The 15,829-nt window shown below is 60.7% G+C and carries 12 protein-coding genes; 4 read left to right on the forward strand and 8 right to left on the reverse strand.

What is annotated here, in order from left to right:
* The first annotated feature begins 95 nt into the window (after positions 1-95).
* A complete protein-coding gene (locus ACPYOP_RS05590; protein WP_481409400.1) occupies positions 96-998 on the forward strand; it encodes a LysR family transcriptional regulator in 903 nt (300 codons plus the stop codon).
* A 77-nt stretch (positions 999-1,075) separates the two neighbouring features.
* Here ACPYOP_RS05590 and ACPYOP_RS05595 read toward each other — a convergent pair whose 3' ends face one another.
* The 6 genes from ACPYOP_RS05595 to ACPYOP_RS05620 form a co-directional block, all read right to left on the reverse strand.
* Positions 1,076-2,713, reverse strand: a complete 1,638-nt coding sequence (locus tag ACPYOP_RS05595) for a GMC oxidoreductase (RefSeq protein WP_481409401.1) — start codon at positions 2,711-2,713, stop codon at positions 1,076-1,078.
* Positions 2,714-2,731: 18 nt separating this feature from the next.
* Entirely contained in the window at positions 2,732-3,814 is a 1,083-nt protein-coding gene (locus tag ACPYOP_RS05600) for an ABC transporter ATP-binding protein (protein WP_481409402.1), read from the reverse strand.
* A gap of 4 nt (positions 3,815-3,818) precedes the next feature.
* A complete protein-coding gene (locus ACPYOP_RS05605; RefSeq protein WP_481409403.1) occupies positions 3,819-4,700 on the reverse strand; it encodes a carbohydrate ABC transporter permease in 882 nt (293 codons plus the stop codon).
* Complete coding sequence (locus tag ACPYOP_RS05610) at positions 4,700-5,587, reverse strand: carbohydrate ABC transporter permease (protein WP_481409404.1); 888 nt, start codon at positions 5,585-5,587, stop codon at positions 4,700-4,702. The genes ACPYOP_RS05605 and ACPYOP_RS05610 overlap by 1 nt, the downstream gene beginning before the upstream one ends.
* A 70-nt stretch (positions 5,588-5,657) precedes the next feature.
* The gene (locus tag ACPYOP_RS05615; RefSeq protein ID WP_481409405.1) at positions 5,658-6,890 is read right to left on the reverse strand and encodes an ABC transporter substrate-binding protein; all 1,233 of its coding nucleotides are present in this window, start codon (positions 6,888-6,890) and stop codon (positions 5,658-5,660) included.
* Positions 6,891-6,949: 59 nt separating this feature from the next.
* Complete coding sequence (locus ACPYOP_RS05620) at positions 6,950-7,903, reverse strand: sugar phosphate isomerase/epimerase family protein (protein ID WP_481409406.1); 954 nt, start codon at positions 7,901-7,903, stop codon at positions 6,950-6,952.
* A gap of 221 nt (positions 7,904-8,124) precedes the next feature.
* Between ACPYOP_RS05620 and ACPYOP_RS05625 the strand changes: the two genes are divergently transcribed.
* A complete protein-coding gene (locus ACPYOP_RS05625; RefSeq protein ID WP_481409407.1) occupies positions 8,125-9,195 on the forward strand; it encodes a LacI family DNA-binding transcriptional regulator in 1,071 nt (356 codons plus the stop codon).
* Positions 9,196-9,339: 144 nt separating this feature from the next.
* Here the strand turns inward: ACPYOP_RS05625 and ACPYOP_RS05630 are convergent, their stop codons facing one another.
* Together ACPYOP_RS05630 and ACPYOP_RS05635 are read right to left on the reverse strand one after the other, a co-directional pair.
* The gene (locus ACPYOP_RS05630; RefSeq protein ID WP_481409408.1) at positions 9,340-9,468 is read right to left on the reverse strand and encodes a hypothetical protein; all 129 of its coding nucleotides are present in this window, start codon (positions 9,466-9,468) and stop codon (positions 9,340-9,342) included.
* 229 nt (positions 9,469-9,697) lie between these two features.
* Positions 9,698-10,894: a glycosyltransferase gene (locus ACPYOP_RS05635; protein ID WP_481409409.1), complete on the reverse strand. Its 1,197-nt coding sequence runs from the start codon at positions 10,892-10,894 to the stop codon at positions 9,698-9,700.
* Between the two features lie 310 nt (positions 10,895-11,204).
* On the opposite strand from ACPYOP_RS05635, the gene ACPYOP_RS05640 reads away from it, so the two are divergent.
* Positions 11,205-12,545, forward strand: coding sequence for a polysaccharide biosynthesis/export family protein (locus ACPYOP_RS05640; protein ID WP_481409410.1), 1,341 nt, complete (start codon positions 11,205-11,207; stop codon positions 12,543-12,545).
* Positions 12,546-12,573: 28 nt separating this feature from the next.
* Complete coding sequence (locus tag ACPYOP_RS05645) at positions 12,574-15,828, forward strand: nucleotide-binding protein (RefSeq protein WP_481409411.1); 3,255 nt, start codon at positions 12,574-12,576, stop codon at positions 15,826-15,828.
* The last annotated feature ends 1 nt before the right edge of the window (position 15,829 follow it).

The following is a 15,829-nucleotide window of genomic DNA, read 5'->3' on the forward strand; positions in this document are numbered from 1 at the left end:
GCAGTGATTCACGCGCATTAATATCAATATTGGGATGACTGAAAATCACTATTTGGCTATGGGAGTGCTATGTCCCATGGCAACGGAGATCCAATATGTTCGATGCGCGTCTTTTGACCGGTGTTGGCGTCATGGCCGCTGTCATCGAAGCGGGAAACTTTGCCCGGGCGGCCGAAATGTTGGGGCTAACCCCGTCGGGTGTCAGCCGGGCGATAGCACGGTTGGAAGCACGGGTCGGCGTGCGGCTGTTTGACCGAAATCCTCGGCAAGTCAGCCTCACCGAGGAAGGTCGCCGGTTTCATTCGCAGGTAATTCCGCTCCTCACCGGCCTGGAAGAGGCGGCCGCCGAGGTCTCGGGGGCGGCGTCTGCCGTGCGGGGACGATTGCGCGTTTCGGTCGACCCATGGTTCGCGCGAACCGTTCTTGCCTCCGAGCTGCAGCAATTCCTGGCTCGTCATCCGCAGCTATCGCTCGATCTTTCCACCAGCAACTACCGTGAGGAGATGATGACCGGGATCGATGTGGCGGTGCGCTTCGGCCCTCCGGACGCGTCTTCCTTCATTGCCCGCAAGCTTTTGGAAAGCCGGGTGGTGACAGTCGCTGCCCCATCCTATCTCAAGCGATACGGCGAACCGCGCTCGCCACATGATCTTGCGCATCATGAAGCGCTTCTCTTTCGCGATCCCCAAAGCGGCTTGCCATTCCCATGGGAGTTTCAACGCCGGGGCGAGAGCATCGAGCTTAAAATCTCGAGCCGCCTTATGCTGGACGATCCGTCAGTCGCGATCTCCGCCTGCGTCGCGGGACAGGGAATCTTTCAGAGCCTGTCGATCGGCCTTGCGCCGTTCCTTGCGCGGGGCGAACTCGTGCCCATCCTTTCCGATTGGTCGGACGAGCACTATCCGCTCTACGCCTACCATCCTTCCCGCCATCTGCCGCCTGCGAAGGTCAGGGCCTTTCTCGCATTCGTCGAAGAGGTTGCGAAAGCAGCAATGTGAAAGGCTTTGCCCCGAGGTTCCGATCATCTGAGAGTGGTTCAAGTCAGCGCAAGGCGGTTGCGGCTCCCGTTATTTTCCTAGTGCTGGCCGATGAGATTTCGGCATGCGCGAATCGTCAAGGCCATGACGGTGAGGGTCGTGCCCGCGATGCCACTGCCGGGAAATGCACTGGCATCCGTGACGATGACGTTGGGTAGGTCCCAGAGCTGGTTATAGGGGTTGAGCACGGAATTGCTGGGGTCATCCCCCATCCGCGCGCCGCCCGTCTCGTGAATTGCCGCGCCCATGCACATGGTCTTGCGGAACCATTTGCGGAACATGAAGCGGCTGAACGGATCGGCGTCCGGGAAGGCGCCGCGCCCCATTTCCCTGAGGCCGGTGGGAGAGCCGATGAACTCCAGGTCTCCGCCGACGCCGCGCACCATCTCGATCAGTACCTCCTCCTGCCGGCGGAGAAGCGTGTGTTCCTCCTCGCCCATGACGCAGCGAATATGCGGCACGGGAATCCCCCAGGCGTCCTTTCGCCGCGCATTGAGGCTTATGCGGTTATCCGCATGGGGCAGCATGCGGCCGAAGCCGAAGAATGCCAGTCGCGCCGGTTCGTGATCCGGCGTGGGTGCCCGGCCGATGCTGCCCTGATAGTCGAAATCCCCGCGTCTGGCATCGCCGGTTCCAAAACGCGGCACGAAGATGCCGCCGGAGGGGTTATAGAACGGATCGATAGGCGCGGAATCGTCCACTGCCCATCCCTTCGCCTTGGAGAAGGAGCCGAAGGCAAGGCAGGGCAGCTGATCCATGAAATAACGCCCGAGCGCACCGGAACTGTTACCCAACCCCTCTGGATGCTTGGCAGATGCCGAATTCAGAAGCAGCCGCACGCTTTCGATCGGCGACGCCGACAGCACGACGAGGCTAGCGCGCGCGGTCTCGACCTTGCCGGTAACACGATCGATGAATTCTGCGCCCGTGGCGCGAACCCCTTGCTCGTCCGTTACGACGCGGCGGACAATGGCATCGTGACGGATGGTTAGCCGTCCGGTCGCAAGCGCCTCTCTGAGGGGTTTCGGCGTGCGTTCGGCGTCCGGTGCGATATAGCGCCAGGACACGACATGCCGCTCTGGCCAGCGGCCCTCCACTTCGTTCTTGAAGACCTGTTCGGCCGGCGTCAGCTTGGCCGGATGGGCATAGATGCCATCTGGCAGCGTCTCCACGCCATCGGGATTGCCGTAGAGGCCGAGAGAGGTTTCGACCTCCTCGTAGTAAGGCACGAGATCGTCATAGCCGACCGGCCAATCCACGCCCTTGCCGGTTCGCGACTGGATCTTGAAGTCGTCGTCCGTCCAGCGCAGCAGCACGCGGCCGAAACTATGCAGGCGGCCGCCGCCCTGCCGGCCGCGGATCCACAGGAATGGCGCATCCTTCGGGGTCGTGTAGGGATTTTTCCGGTCATTGACGAAGAAATGGCTGAAGCGCTCGGTAAAGAAGGCCGCACGCGCCTGAATGGGCTGTCCCTTCAGCGTCGCGCGTGCACGCTCCCAGATGTTGATGCTGCTGGTCGGCAGCCTCTTGCGCGCTGGATCGAAATCCCTCTGGCTGACAGCCGGACCGGCTTCGAGCAAAAGCACGGAAAGCCCCTGGGCGGTCAATTCCCTGGCGGCAAAGGAGCCGGCGGCGCCGGAGCCGATGACCAGCGCGTCATAAACAGTCTGAGACATAGATATTTTCCGTATATTTCAGAGACGGACGCCGTCGGCGTCGAAGAAGGAGGCCTTGGCGATATCGATGCTGGGTGCGATTGCCGCACCGGGCTGGAGCACCGCGTCGCCCATGATGCGATAGGAGAGGCTTTGTTCGGCCCAGTCGAACCAGACAATGGTGTCGGCGCCCATCGGCTCGACCACGGAGACGATGCCTGCGATGGTCGGGAGGGACCCCATTCCTCCTTCCGAAGCGATATGTTCCGGCCGGATGCCCAGTGTCACGGGACTCGGTTTGATGGGCGCCAAAAAGGGATAGTCAATCAGATCGATGGTCAGGCTGCCGCTCTCGAAGACCGGGGCAGCAGCCTTGATCGCGATCTCGCCCTTGATGAAGTTCATCGCCGGTGCGCCGATGAAGCCGGCGACGAAGAGATTGGCGGGCCGGTGATAGATTTCCGAGGGGCTTGCAAGCTGCTGGATCACGCCATCCCTCATGATGGCGATGCGGTCGGCAAGGGTCAGCGCCTCGACCTGATCATGGGTCACATAGATCATCGTATTGCCGAGGCTCTGATGCAGCTTCTTGATCTCGACGCGCAGCTCGTTGCGAAGCTTGGCATCGAGATTGGAGAGCGGTTCATCGAACAGGAAGACATCCACCTCGCGAACCAGCGCCCGGCCGATCGCGACGCGCTGGCGCTGTCCGCCAGACAATTCCGAGGGTCGGCGATCGAGCAGATTTTCCAGATGCAGCAGGGATGCTGTGCGGGCGATACGCGCCTCGATCTCCGGCTTGGGCAGGCCGGCGACGCGCAGGCCGAAGGACAGGTTTTTGCGCACCGTCATGCGGGGGTAAAGCGCATAGGATTGGAAAACCATGCCGATGCCGCGGTCTTTCGGCTCCTCCCAGGTCACGTTCTTTCCCGAGATCCATATCTCGCCGTCGCGGATGTCCTGCAATCCGGCGATGGCATTCAGAAGCGTCGATTTCCCACAGCCGGAGGGTCCGAGAAGCACGAGAAACTCGCGCGGGGCGATGTCGATGGAGAGTTTCTCGATGACGGTATGGTCGCCATAGGCGATCTTGAGGTCTTTGACCGATACGGCTGGCTGCATGGCATTACCCTTTGACGGCGCCGGCTGCGACACCGCGCAGGAACCAGCGGCCGGAGAAGAAATAGATGGCGAGCGGAACGACGGCGGTCAGGATAGTGGCGGCCATGTTCACATTGTAGGCGCGTTCGCCCATGGTGGTATTGACGATGTTGTTGAGCTGGACCGTCATCGGCAGGTTGTCGCGGCCGGCAAAGACCAGCCCAATCAGGAAATCGTTCCAGATGCCAGTGAACTGGAAGATGGAGGCGACGACTACCATCGGCACCGACATCGGCAGCATGATCTCGAGAAAGATGCGCCAGAAGCCGGCCCCGTCGACGCGGGCTGCCTTGCAGAGCTCTTCGGGAATGGCGACGAAATAGTTGCGGAACAGCAGCGTGACCAGCGGCAGGCCAAAGATGACGTGCACCAGGACGACGCCGGCGACCGAATTGTAGAGGCTCAGATTGGCGAGCAGCCGCACCAGCGGGTAGAGGAAGATCTGATAGGGGATCAGGCCGCCGGCCATCAGCAGCCCGAACAGAAGGTTCGAGCCCTTCGGTCGCCAGAGCGACAATGCATAGCCGTTGATCGCCCCGATGAAGACGGAAATGACGACGGCGGGCACGGTGATCTTGACCGAATTCCAGAAGCCGATCCGCACGCCGAGGCATTGCGTGCCCATGCAAGCTCCCGACCAGGCGGTCTTCCACGCGTCGAAATCGATGGTGGCGGGCAGGGCGAAGATATGGCCCTGGCGGATTTCCTCCATCGACTTCAGCGACGTTACTAGCATGGTGTAGAGAGGCAGCAGGAAGAACAGCGCCGACAGGATCAGGAAGGCGTAGAGCCCGATCTGGCCGCCGCTCAGCCTGGATGGCTTGGGCCCGCGAGGATGAGCGGTCATCAATGCGCTCCCCTTCTTCTGGCGCGCATGGCCAGCGCATAGCGGAACGGGGCGACGGCCATGACGACGGAGAGTACCAGCACGGTGGCGCCGGCGCTGGCGAGCCCGAGGTTCTGACGTTCGAACAGATTGTCCATGATGAATTTCGCCGGCACTTCGGTCGAATAGCCGGGGCCGCCGCCGGTCTGCGCCACGATCAGATCGTAGGTCTTGATCACGCCCATGGAGAGCAGCATGCCCGATGCTGCCAGCGCCGGCCCCAATTGCGGCAGGATGATCGAAAGGTAAATGCGCCAGACGGGTATGCCGTCGATCTGGGCTGCCTTCCATTGCTCCTCGCCGATGCCGCGCATGCCGGAGAGTACGATGACCATGACGAGACCGGCGCCCTGCCAGACGCCGGCGAAGACCACGGTGTAGATCGCCATGTCGCGATTGACGATCCAATCGAAGACGAAGCCCTGCCAGCCGAGCGCCCGTACGGTCGCCTGAATGCCGAGCGTCGGGTTCAGCATCCATTGCCAGATGAGGCCCGTGACCACGAAGGACATGGCATAGGGGTAGAGGAATATGGTGCGGAATACGCTTTCGAAGCGGACTTTGCGGTCAAGGGCCGCTGCCAGCACGAAGCCGAGAGCCAGGCATCCCGCGACATAGAGCACGCCGAAGATCAGCACATTCTCCAGCGATGCCAGCCAGCGCGAATTTTTAAACAGCCTGGTATATTGGGCAAAGCCGACATAATTCGACGACGGGAAGATCGTCGAATCCGTGAAGGACAGCCGGACCGACCAGATCATGGTGCCGATATAGACGAAAATTGCGGCGATCCATGTCGGCAGGAGTGCAAAGGTCGCAGCCAGGGAACGTCTGCGCTTGGCTTGCATGAGCAAACCCTCTCAAAGAACGGAATGAGCCGATCGACGATCACGCCGTCGACCGGCCGAAACGAAAGCGTTATTCGAAGATCGCGAAAAACTTCTCGGCACCCGAGGCGCTGTCTTCCGATGCGTTGCTCCAGAACTCGTCGACGAAGTCGTTGAGCGCGCCCGCCTGTTGCGGCGAGAGGATCAGCGCTTGATCCGGAACGATCTTGCCGGCGCTCATCAGCTCCAGGCCCTTCTGCGCGCACATATCGAGCTTCGACTTGTCGACATCGGTGCGCATCGGCACGGAGCCCTTCTTGAGCGAGAATTCGACCTGCACGGCCGGATCCATGGCGACTTCGGCGAGCAGCGCCTGTCCCTTTTGCGATGCCGCATCGGCGATCTTCGGGAAGGAGAAGGCGTCGGCGACATAGACCATGCCGGAGGATTGGGGAGCGAGCATGCAGCCGTAATCCTTGCCGAGCTTTTTGCCGGCCGCAACGAATTCGCCCTTGGCCCAGTCGCCCATGAACTGGGCGCCCGCCTTGCCGGTGATGACCATCGCGGTGGCATCGTTCCAGTTCCGCCCGGGCGCGCCTTCATCGACATAGCCGCGCAGCTTGCCGAGAATATCGAGCGTCTTCTTCACGCCCGCAACGGACGTATCGCCCTTGTCCTTGTCGACATAGATCTTGAGGAAGCCGTCGATACCGACCTGCGTCAGCAGGATCATGTTGAAGACCTTGGATTCCTGCCAGGACTGGCCGCCCCAGGCGACCGGCTGCACGCCGGCGGCCTTGAGCTTGTCGAGTGCCGCGAAGAATTCGTCCCAGCTTTTGGGCTCTTCGCTCACGCCGGCCTTTGCGAAGGTATCCTTGGAATAGAAGACCCAGCTCTCGCCATGGGCGCCCGTGGGAGAAAGATAGACCTGGCCATTATAGGTGATGAGGTCATGGATCGATTTCGGCAGCACGTCGGCCCATTTGCCGGCCTTCGCGATGTCGTCGATCGGGCTCATGAGCCCCTGAGCGACGAAATCCGCATTGGCAAGACCGATCACCGCCTGCTTGGCGGCCGGTGGATCGCCGGCGACCAGCCGGTTCTGGAATGCGGCGTCGGCAGCGCCGAAGCCGGCAATGGACGAATCCTTCCAGACGCCGCCGCGCTTTTCGAACTCCTGCTTGATGACATCGAGGGCGGCTGCTTCGCCGCCTGACGTCCAGGAGGTCATGACTTCGGCCTTTGCCTTGTCCTCGGCATGGGCAGGCGCGGAGGCAGCCGCAAGGGCTGCCCCCATCATGAGTAATCTCATCGTATTCTTCATTGTTCCACCTCTTCAAGAAGGCCCTCTTTGCGGAGCCATTGGTTTTTCAGGTTATGAAATCAGCGATAGATCGGTAGCAATGCCTGCCGCACAAGGGTCAGGCCGTTGGCGATGTCGCCGACGGGATCGGGCGCGGCATCCAGCTCGAGAATCGCCCAGCCTTGATAGCCGCGGTCGCGCAGCAGCCTGATCCAGCCCGGCCAGTCGACACGGCCGAGCCCGAAGCCGCAGAAATAGGGACGGTGACGATCATGAATATGCTTGTCGATCGGCGTATCGGCCGGCATCGGGCCGAGCGCATCCTTCCAATGGGCGATGATGACCCGCTCGTGGTGGCGGTCGACGACCTGGAGTGGGTCGGAACCGGCAACGATGATATGGGCCGTGTCCGGGCACATATGGACATAGGCGGGATCCGTCAGCAGCATTAATAGATCGACATCGCGCGAGGCGGCAAAGATCGAATGCGCCTCCGTGTGCAGCGCAAGGCGCACGCCCTTAGCGTAGAGGATGGCGCCGAGGCGATTGAGGAAGTCGGCAATCTTGCGGGCCTGCTCGAAATCGAAGAACCGGACAGGCTCGGCACCCGGTGTTTGGCGCAACGGCGCGCCGATGACCATGATGTCACTGCCGCAGGCCTTGAGAAACGCGGCGTATTTCTCCGCCTTGTCGATGATGGCCGCCTGTGCTGAGGCTTCGGTGAAATCGCCAGCCGCCTCGAGTTCGGCAAAGAAGCCGCTTGCCAGTGTCAGGCCGCGCCGAGAAAGCTCGGCCGCGAAGGCCTCGACCGAACCGTAGGTTTTCGTCGCATCCTGCCAGTTGAAAGGCGAGAAGGTCAGCTCGACACCGGTGACGCCGGATGCCTGAACGGCGTCGAGGATCTTGTCCCAGAAGGCGCGGGGTTCGCTGCGAGAAAGGGCAATGATGCCGTCGTAATCCTCGACGCCCCAGAAGCCGGGATGGAAGAAGGTGACGAGATCCACGCCAAAGCGAAGCCGTTCGGTCGAGCTCATGATGCTGTCCGTTCCCAAAGGTGGGGATCATCGCCTGTGGGACGCATCCCACACCGAATAATCCATAATGATTTCAATGCACTATATTTTGGCAATCGTTTGCCATTTATCGAGTGTAGACCAGTCATTTCCATATGCAAGCGATTTTTGGCAAACGTTTGCTAAACGGAGGGAATTGCCATAGCATCCGCCGCGTCAGGCACCGGGAAGGAAACAAAAAAGTGAAAGATAACAAGGATATGCCCGTTGAGGAGCATTCCGGACCGTTGATGGCCGATGTCGCGAGGCTCGCAGGGGTCGCCATCTCCACGGTCAGCCGTGCCCTTGCCAATCCCGGACGTGTCAATGAGAAAACGCGCGCCAAGATCGATGCGGCCGCCAAGCAGCTGGACTACACGCCGAACGCCATGGCTCGCGGCCTGAGGGTCGGCAAGTCCAACACCATCATGATCATCCTTCCAGGATCGCTCTATTACGGCGTCTCCCAGGTCATCCCGCAGGTCCTGCAAAGCATCAACAAGGCTCTGCTGCAGAGCGGCTACAACCTGATGATCGCCAATCTCGGCCGCGACCCGGAGTCGGAACGGCATATTCTCAATCTCGCCTTCGGCGGCACCATTCGCGGCGCCATCATCCTGTCGTCGAAGCTGCCGGAGATCGACGGCCGGTCTATGGCCAATGCCGGCCTGCCAATCGTCTCCATGCTGCTCGACATGAGCGATGCCGGCGTGCCGAGTGTCGTGACCAATGATCGCGAGGCGGTGCGGGACGCGGTGACGGAGCTGATCAGGATGGGTCACAGGCGCTTTTTCTACATCGCCGGTCCGCGGGACAATTATCACGATGTCGAGCGCTATGGCGGCGCCCTGGAAGCCCTGCGCGACGCCGGGATTTCGAAGGAAGCGCTGTCGCGGTCCGGAGGCAATCTCGATTACCAGAAGGGCTTCGAAATCGGCGTCCAGGCTGCCGCCGATTTCGTCCTGTTGAAGGATCGGCCGACGGCGGTGATCGCCACCAGCGATGATATGGCGATCTCCTTCATCAGCCGCATACGGCAGACGGGCTTGCGCATTCCCGACGATCTGTCGGTGCTCTCCTTCGACGGCGCGCCGGTCTGCGAATTCTGCTTCCCGCCGCTCTCGACGATCGAACAGCCGTTCGAGGAGATGGGCCAGGCCGCCGTCGCCCGTCTGCTTGACGCCATCGGACAGGCGGAGAAGGAGCAGGACTTGCGCGTCACAATCCGCAGCAGGCTGATCCTGCGGGAGAGCGTGACCCCGCCGAAAAATTGAAGCGGGACGCGACCTGCGTCCTTACGAAGCAATGCTTCGCGGCTCCACCATGATGGCTTCGATTCCCGCCGCTTCTTCATCGAAGAACGATCGCCGTGCTCCGCCGCGGCGATAGTCTCTCCATCTGTGCTCATGAAAGAAAAACTAGTTTTCTCCATCGCCGACATCGTAGCCAAGGTTGCCCCGCTTCAGGCAGCCAGGATATTCGCAGTAATGGCTCTCCAGGGCCTGCATTTCGAGGGAGAGCGTCATCTGGGCTGCATCGTCGGTCATCGTCGAATCCTTTTTGGCCTTGTCCCGTCCTGCCGAAGGCAGACATGGAATCAGTGCATTTTCGGAAGCCTCGGCGCGAACGGTAGGTTTTAGATGGTTAACCGACGGTTTCGCGCTTCGCACGATGAGTGCATTGAAGGTCACAGTGGGGAGGTGAGCAGGCGGAAAAACCGGCGCGCCGGGAACATGTCTGTCCCGGCGGCGATCATGGGTGATGGTTCTGCATGATCTATTGCAGGGTCGTGCTGTGCGGCTTTGCGGCAAGGGCCGGCAATTGTGCTTCAAGCCCGCGTTGAACGGCCGCGACGACCTGGGGATTGCGAAGCCTGACGGCCTTGCGGATCATCAGCTCCTCATTGATGATCGCCCGCATGCCTGTCGTGAACTTATGAAGGCTGAATTGTTCCGCATGTGCCCGCAGCGCTTCGGAGCGAAAGCGGTGCTCCGTCGCCTCGAAATCGATCACGGCCTCGATCAGCGCATCGACAGACTGCGTGTTGAATAGAACGCCGCTCACGCCCGGCACGACCGTCTCAAGCGCGCCGCCGCTTCCATAGGCGATGACCGGCCTACCGCTTGCCATGGCTTCGACCGGAACGATGCCGAAATCCTCCTCGCCGGGAAAGATCAGGGCGCGGCACCGCGCCAGCTTCTCCTTCAGCACCGCAAACGGGGTTCGGCCGAGGAACGTGATGGAGGGACCGGCAATGCGCTTCAATTCGTCCATCTGCTTGCCTTCGCCGATAACCACCAGCTTGCGGTTCATCCGGGTGAACGCCTGCACGGCGAGATCGATCCGCTTATAGGGGACCAGCTGGCCGGCGCAGAGATAGAAGTCCTCGATCGAGGTCGCCGGCGCGAAGTCATCGACATTGACCGGCGGATAGAGCACGGTCGCGGGGCGCCGATAATATTTGCTGATGCGATCGCAGACATGATGCGAGTTGGCGACGAAACGATCGACGCGCAGGCTGGTATTGACGTCCCAGGAGCGCAGAAGCGGCGCAAGCATCGGCAGCATCAGCCGTGATGCGAACCCCGCGTGAGATCGGTAGAAATGGTAGTGATCCCAGAGATAGCGCATGGGGGAATGACAATAGCAGACATGCGTTGCCTGCGGCGGCGGAATGATGCCCTTGGCCGGGCCTGATTCACTGGAGATGATCAGGTCGTATTCCGAGAGATCGAAACTCTCCAGCGCGAAGGGCATGAGCGGCAGAAACGATTGATAGCCCCTGACCGCCCCCGGGATCCGCTGCAGGAACGATGTGACGATCTTGTGTTTGCGGATCTTCTCCGAGACACGGCTTTCATCATAGACGAGAGTGAAGATGTCGGCGTCCGGATACATGTCGCAGAGCGCCTCGACGACTTTCTCTCCACCTCGCATCGACACGAGCCAGTAATGCACGATCGCTACCCGCATTGCTCTTCCCTCCATGGGTCGAAACAACATTGTCAGACGGCAACTTTTGCGACAGGGCCCACATCGGTTCACCACGGCATCCAAATGGTCGAAGGGAGTAACCAAAAGATTTAGCCGAGGATCGAAGCCTGCACACAAGGATATACCCGCCCGACTAAGAAACTGTAGGAACGTCTCCCTCCCTGTCAGAAATGATAAGCCCTGTTGCTTCGGTAGGGGATTTACACGCTATGCGTTCGACTGCTGATCTCGTTGCATGGCGCCCTCGTTGCTTGACGGCGCAAGCGACACGAAAGCGGGATTTCGGCTCATGTTTAGAGTTTCAGCTTTGCCTTACCATTCCATCTCCAGACCACCTCGGCTCATGGCGCCTTGGCTGCTGGCACTGATGCTTTCCGGCGCGGGCGTTTTCCATACCGCCGATATTGCCGCGGCAAGCGAGGTGTACCGCGTCGGACCCCAGGCCCGGATCAAGATCGCCATCGTTGAATGGATCGCCGGGACCGGCGAATATAAGGAATGGACGGCGCTGAACGGTGAATATGTCGTGTCGCAAGCGGGCTCGATCTCGATTCCGATGATCGGGCAGATGCAGGTCGGCGACAAGACGGTGGACGACATCAGCGCCGCTATCGGCGAAAGGCTGAAGCAGATCACCGGCTTGGCGGTGGCACCCACGGCTTCGGTCGAGATCGTCAAATATCCGATGGTTTACGTGTCCGGCGCGGTGGAGAAGCGGAGCGAGCTGGAATTCAGGCCGGGCCTGACCGTCAGGCAGGCGATTGCCATGGCCGGGGGGCGCGAGCGCCGCTCAAGCCAGACGGGGGATTACTCCGAGGCGCAGCAGATCAGCTATGCGGGGGAAATCAGCCGCATGGAGCTGCAGCTGAAACAGCTTGGAGCCCGGCGCGCGCGCCTGTTGGCGGAACTCAACGATCAGCCGGCAATCACATTTCCGCCGGAGATCAAGGCCGCGCCCCAAGGGTCGGCGGTCTGGCAGATCATGATGAGCGAGCTCGATCTGTTCAATGCCAAGGCCGAGGCACTGCGCCAGCAACTTGCCTCCGCCGCGGATCTGGAAGTGCTGTTGCGCAATGAAATCAACATTCTCGATGAGAAGATGTCGTCGCAGGACGAGCAGGTTAAGATCGCGCAGGATGAATTGAGCGATATCTCCAAGTTGGTCGACAACAAGATCCTGACGACGTCCCGTAAGACCTCGCTGGAACGGATCGTTGCCGAGATGCAGGCCGGCAAGCTGGACCTCGTCGTTGCATCGATGCAGGCAAAACAGAAGCTGAGCGAGACCGAGCGCGATGCACTCAATCTCAAAGGCCAGCGCAAGACGGAAGCCGGACAACAGCTCCAGATCGCCGAGACGGAAATGGAGGATACGAAACTCAAGCGAAACACGACCCTGCAGCTGTTGCAGATTTCCGGCGCCTCGCTCTCGCGCAGCCAGAGCATGAAGGCGCTCGATCTCCAGCCGCTTGAATACTGGATCACCCGAAACGGCAACGAGGCCGATGCCATCAAGGCATCGGAGGCGACCGAGCTGCAGCCGGGGGATGTTCTCGATGTCCGCTACAACATTTCCGGAAGCCTGGACGGCACGACGCTCTCGTCGGCCGATACCGGCCAATCCCAGTAAGAATAAGTGAGCCAAGGGGGCGATAGTCATGGCAGTTCACGAGATCGGTAAAGGCTTGCGCAGCACGCCGTCGGACAGCAAGAGCATGGGGGACGGCGAATATATTTCGTTTCGTGACGTCTGGCGTTTCGTACAGCGCCACTGGCTGCTTTTTGCCTTGTTCACCGCGGCCGGCCTTGGCATCGGCGTCCTCTACATGGTGACAACCAAGCCGGTCTATCTGGCGACCACGCGCCTCGTCATGGATCCGGAGCAGGGGCGCATCGCCTCGCAGGATGCATTCACCGGCACGGTCATCATTGAGGCCGCCGAAATCGCAAGCCAGGTCGAGATCGTCAAATCGGAGGCGACCGCGCGCGCCGTCGTCCAGAAACTCAACCTCACCGAAGACCCGGAAATCATAGGCGGCATGTCTTGGCAGGCGGCCCTGCGCGACAAGATGCGCGCAATCGTCAATTATTTCAGGCACGGTGACGACGGCGCAAAGACCGAGGCCAGCGACGACGACGTGATGCGGCGGACCATGGCATCGTTCCTTTCCCGGGTTTCCGTCAATCGCGTCGGCCAGTCCTATATTCTCGAGATCGGGTACAGCTCGGTCGACCCCAAAAAGGCGGCGCAGGCGGCAAATGCCATTGCGGAAGCCTATATCAGCACTGGCCTGTCCGAACGCGCTTCCGCCGCGCAGAGCGGCGCCAGATGGCTGGAGACACGCCTGATCGAAGTCGGCAGGCAAGCGCGCGAAGCGTCCATGAGCGTCGAGGAGTTTCGCGCCAAGAACGGCATCATGGAAATCAGCAACTCGTCATCGCTCGATCAGCAGCAGCTGTCCGAGATCAGCAGTCAGGCCGTAGCAGCCAGAGCGCAGACCGCGGCTGAATCGGCCAAGCTTGAAACCCTCAACCAGCTTATGGCGGGCAGCAAGATCGAGGGTGACGTCGACGAGACGATGAATAACTCGCGCATACAGAAGCTGCAGGAGGATCTCGGCGTCGCAACGACCAAGCTCAACAACCTGAAAAGCCGGTATGATGCCGACAATCCCGCCATCATTGCCGCCCAGCAGGAAATCGATCGGGTAAAAGGTGACATGCGTAAGGAGTTCGATCGCATCCAGGCGGTCTACAGGTCAAATCTGGATGTCGCCAAGACCCGTGAAAGGCTTCTGAGCAACGAGTTGACCTCACTGAAGGATGCCGGCACCGACAAGAATCTGGCGCGAGTGGAACTGTCGGAGATGGAAAGCCGGGCCACCACCTATCGCCGGATGTACGAAAGCATATTGCAGCAGCTGATCGGCGCGCTGCAGAAGGAATCCTTTCCGCTCGGCAATGTTCGTGTCGTGGCGGCCGCCGCCGTGCCGCTTTCCAAGTCCTGGCCGAAATCCTCCTTCGTGTTGCCCTTTACCGCCATGCTCGGTCTTGCGGCTGGCGTCATGGCGGCGCTTTTGCGGGACGGTCTGGACCGGCGCGTCAGTTCCAGCGAGAAACTGCGGCGCGAATTGGGGATCAGCTCCCTCGGCCATGTTCCCGTCTATGTGAGCCCGTCGTTCCTGCCCGGAAGCATGGTGGCGACCAATGCCACATGGCGACGAACGATGCTACCGCTGAGATCCGTGCTCGATACGCCCTATTCGCAATTTTCCGAGGCGCTACGCGGCGTCAAGCATTCGATCGACTCCGCCTTCCCGCAGAACGCGCCGATGGTGATTGGCATCACCTCGGTCGGCACCGGCGAAGGCAAGACCACGATCGCGACCAATCTCGCCCAACTCTACCAGCATGAGGGGGTATCCGTCGTGTTGGTCGATGCCGACTTCCTCAATGCAAGACTGAGCTGTGTCGTGGCCGAGTCCGGCGCGGAATTCGGCATGGAGGCGCTGAGCGTCAACGACGTGCCGCGCCGCTATGCTGTTGCCCAGGAGGGCGGCCTGCGTGTCGCGAAGGCCGATCATGAGCCCGAGACGGAAATCGCGCAGGGCCATTGCGGGGTTCCGGTCGTGACCGTCGACGAGACCGAAAAATCCGTCGCGGCCTTTCAGCGTTATGGACATCTGCCGGCGTTGAAGGCGGAGATCGATCTGCTGCGGCGACGATACAAGGTCGTCATCGTCGATATGTCGGCTTTCGAGGATTCCGCCGATACCCGCGTCATCTGCAGCTATCTCGAAGGTATCGTCGTGGTCGTCGGCCAGACGAATAAGATGACCGTCGAACGGTTGTCGGATGCGCTTGCAAGCTTTGGCACGTCGGCGATCAATATCCTCGGCATCATCGCCAACCGCAGCTATGAGAAGCGTCATCGCCAGCCGACACCCCTATGGCGCCGCAGGTTGGAGGGGCGTCAGGTGCGTGCGTCCGCAAGGCGCCTCACGGGTCACGCGACGAGCCGTCCCTTGAAGATCACTGTCGGCATTGCAAGCGCGGGTCGCCGCGATATCCTGTCGTCCATTCTCCCGCATATCGCCAATCAGACGCGCAAGCCGGATGAGATCGTCGTCTGCCTGTCCTCGCCGGAGGATATCGATCCAAGCTGCCTTCGAAACCTCGACATTCCGGTCCAGGTTCTGATTTCCGAACGCGGCCTCTGCCGTCAGCGCAACAAGATCCTCGACAATGTGCAGGATGCCGATGTCGTTCTCTTCCTCGACGATGATTTTCTGATGACCTCGACCTATGTCGAGGAGGCGGAACGGCTGTTCCAGCTCCAGCCTGATGTTGCCATGTGCAGCGGCAAGATCCTGGCGGACGGAATCACCGGGCCGGGCATCTCTGTTCGCGATGGCTTACGTTTAGTCGATGGCCAGCGGCGGCGGCGATCCGAGCCCGTCATGCAAATTCGGCCGATCTACAATGCCTATGGCTGCAACATGGCAATCCGCATGGCGATCGTCAGAGCCGCCGCGCTGCGTTTCGACGAGAACCTGCCTTTCTATGGCTGGCTTGAGGATGTCGATTTCAGCAGGCTGGTTGCCCATTATGGCCAGGTTGTCAGCGCCAGGCAGCTGGAAGGTGTTCATCTTGGCACGAAAGGTGGCCGCGCGGGCGGCGTCCGTCTCGGCTATTCGCAGATCGCCAACCCGCTTTATCTCATGCGCAAGCGGACCATGAGCGTGCCGCAGGCGGCAGCGCAGATCGGGCGCAATCTTGCCGCCAATCTCGTCAAGGTCTGGCGGCCGGAGCCCTGGGTCGATCGCAAGGGGCGGCTGAAGGGCAATGTCATCGCCTTCCACGATCTGCTCAAGGGCAGGCTGGCGCCACAGAATATCGAAGCATTGGAATAAT

This window comes from Rhizobium sp. KNZ2-6A (genome assembly GCF_056755475.1).

Excerpts from the sequence above, each read along its gene's own strand:
- ACPYOP_RS05630 (WP_481409408.1), bottom strand. The coding sequence starts at position 9,468 with ATGACCGACGATGCAGCCCAGATGACGCTCTCCCTCGAAATGCAGGCC.
- ACPYOP_RS05610 (WP_481409404.1), bottom strand. The coding sequence starts at position 5,587 with ATGCAAGCCAAGCGCAGACGTTCCCTGGCTGCGACCTTTGCACTCCTG.
- ACPYOP_RS05645 (WP_481409411.1), top strand. The coding sequence starts at position 12,574 with ATGGCAGTTCACGAGATCGGTAAAGGCTTGCGCAGCACGCCGTCGGAC.
- ACPYOP_RS05635 (WP_481409409.1), bottom strand. The coding sequence starts at position 10,894 with ATGCGGGTAGCGATCGTGCATTACTGGCTCGTGTCGATGCGAGGTGGA.
- ACPYOP_RS05605 (WP_481409403.1), bottom strand. The coding sequence starts at position 4,700 with ATGACCGCTCATCCTCGCGGGCCCAAGCCATCCAGGCTGAGCGGCGGC.
- ACPYOP_RS05600 (WP_481409402.1), bottom strand. The coding sequence starts at position 3,814 with ATGCAGCCAGCCGTATCGGTCAAAGACCTCAAGATCGCCTATGGCGAC.
- ACPYOP_RS05590 (WP_481409400.1), top strand. The coding sequence starts at position 96 with ATGTTCGATGCGCGTCTTTTGACCGGTGTTGGCGTCATGGCCGCTGTC.
- ACPYOP_RS05615 (WP_481409405.1), bottom strand. The coding sequence starts at position 6,890 with ATGAAGAATACGATGAGATTACTCATGATGGGGGCAGCCCTTGCGGCT.
- ACPYOP_RS05595 (WP_481409401.1), bottom strand. The coding sequence starts at position 2,713 with ATGTCTCAGACTGTTTATGACGCGCTGGTCATCGGCTCCGGCGCCGCC.
- ACPYOP_RS05640 (WP_481409410.1), top strand. The coding sequence starts at position 11,205 with ATGTTTAGAGTTTCAGCTTTGCCTTACCATTCCATCTCCAGACCACCT.
- ACPYOP_RS05620 (WP_481409406.1), bottom strand. The coding sequence starts at position 7,903 with ATGAGCTCGACCGAACGGCTTCGCTTTGGCGTGGATCTCGTCACCTTC.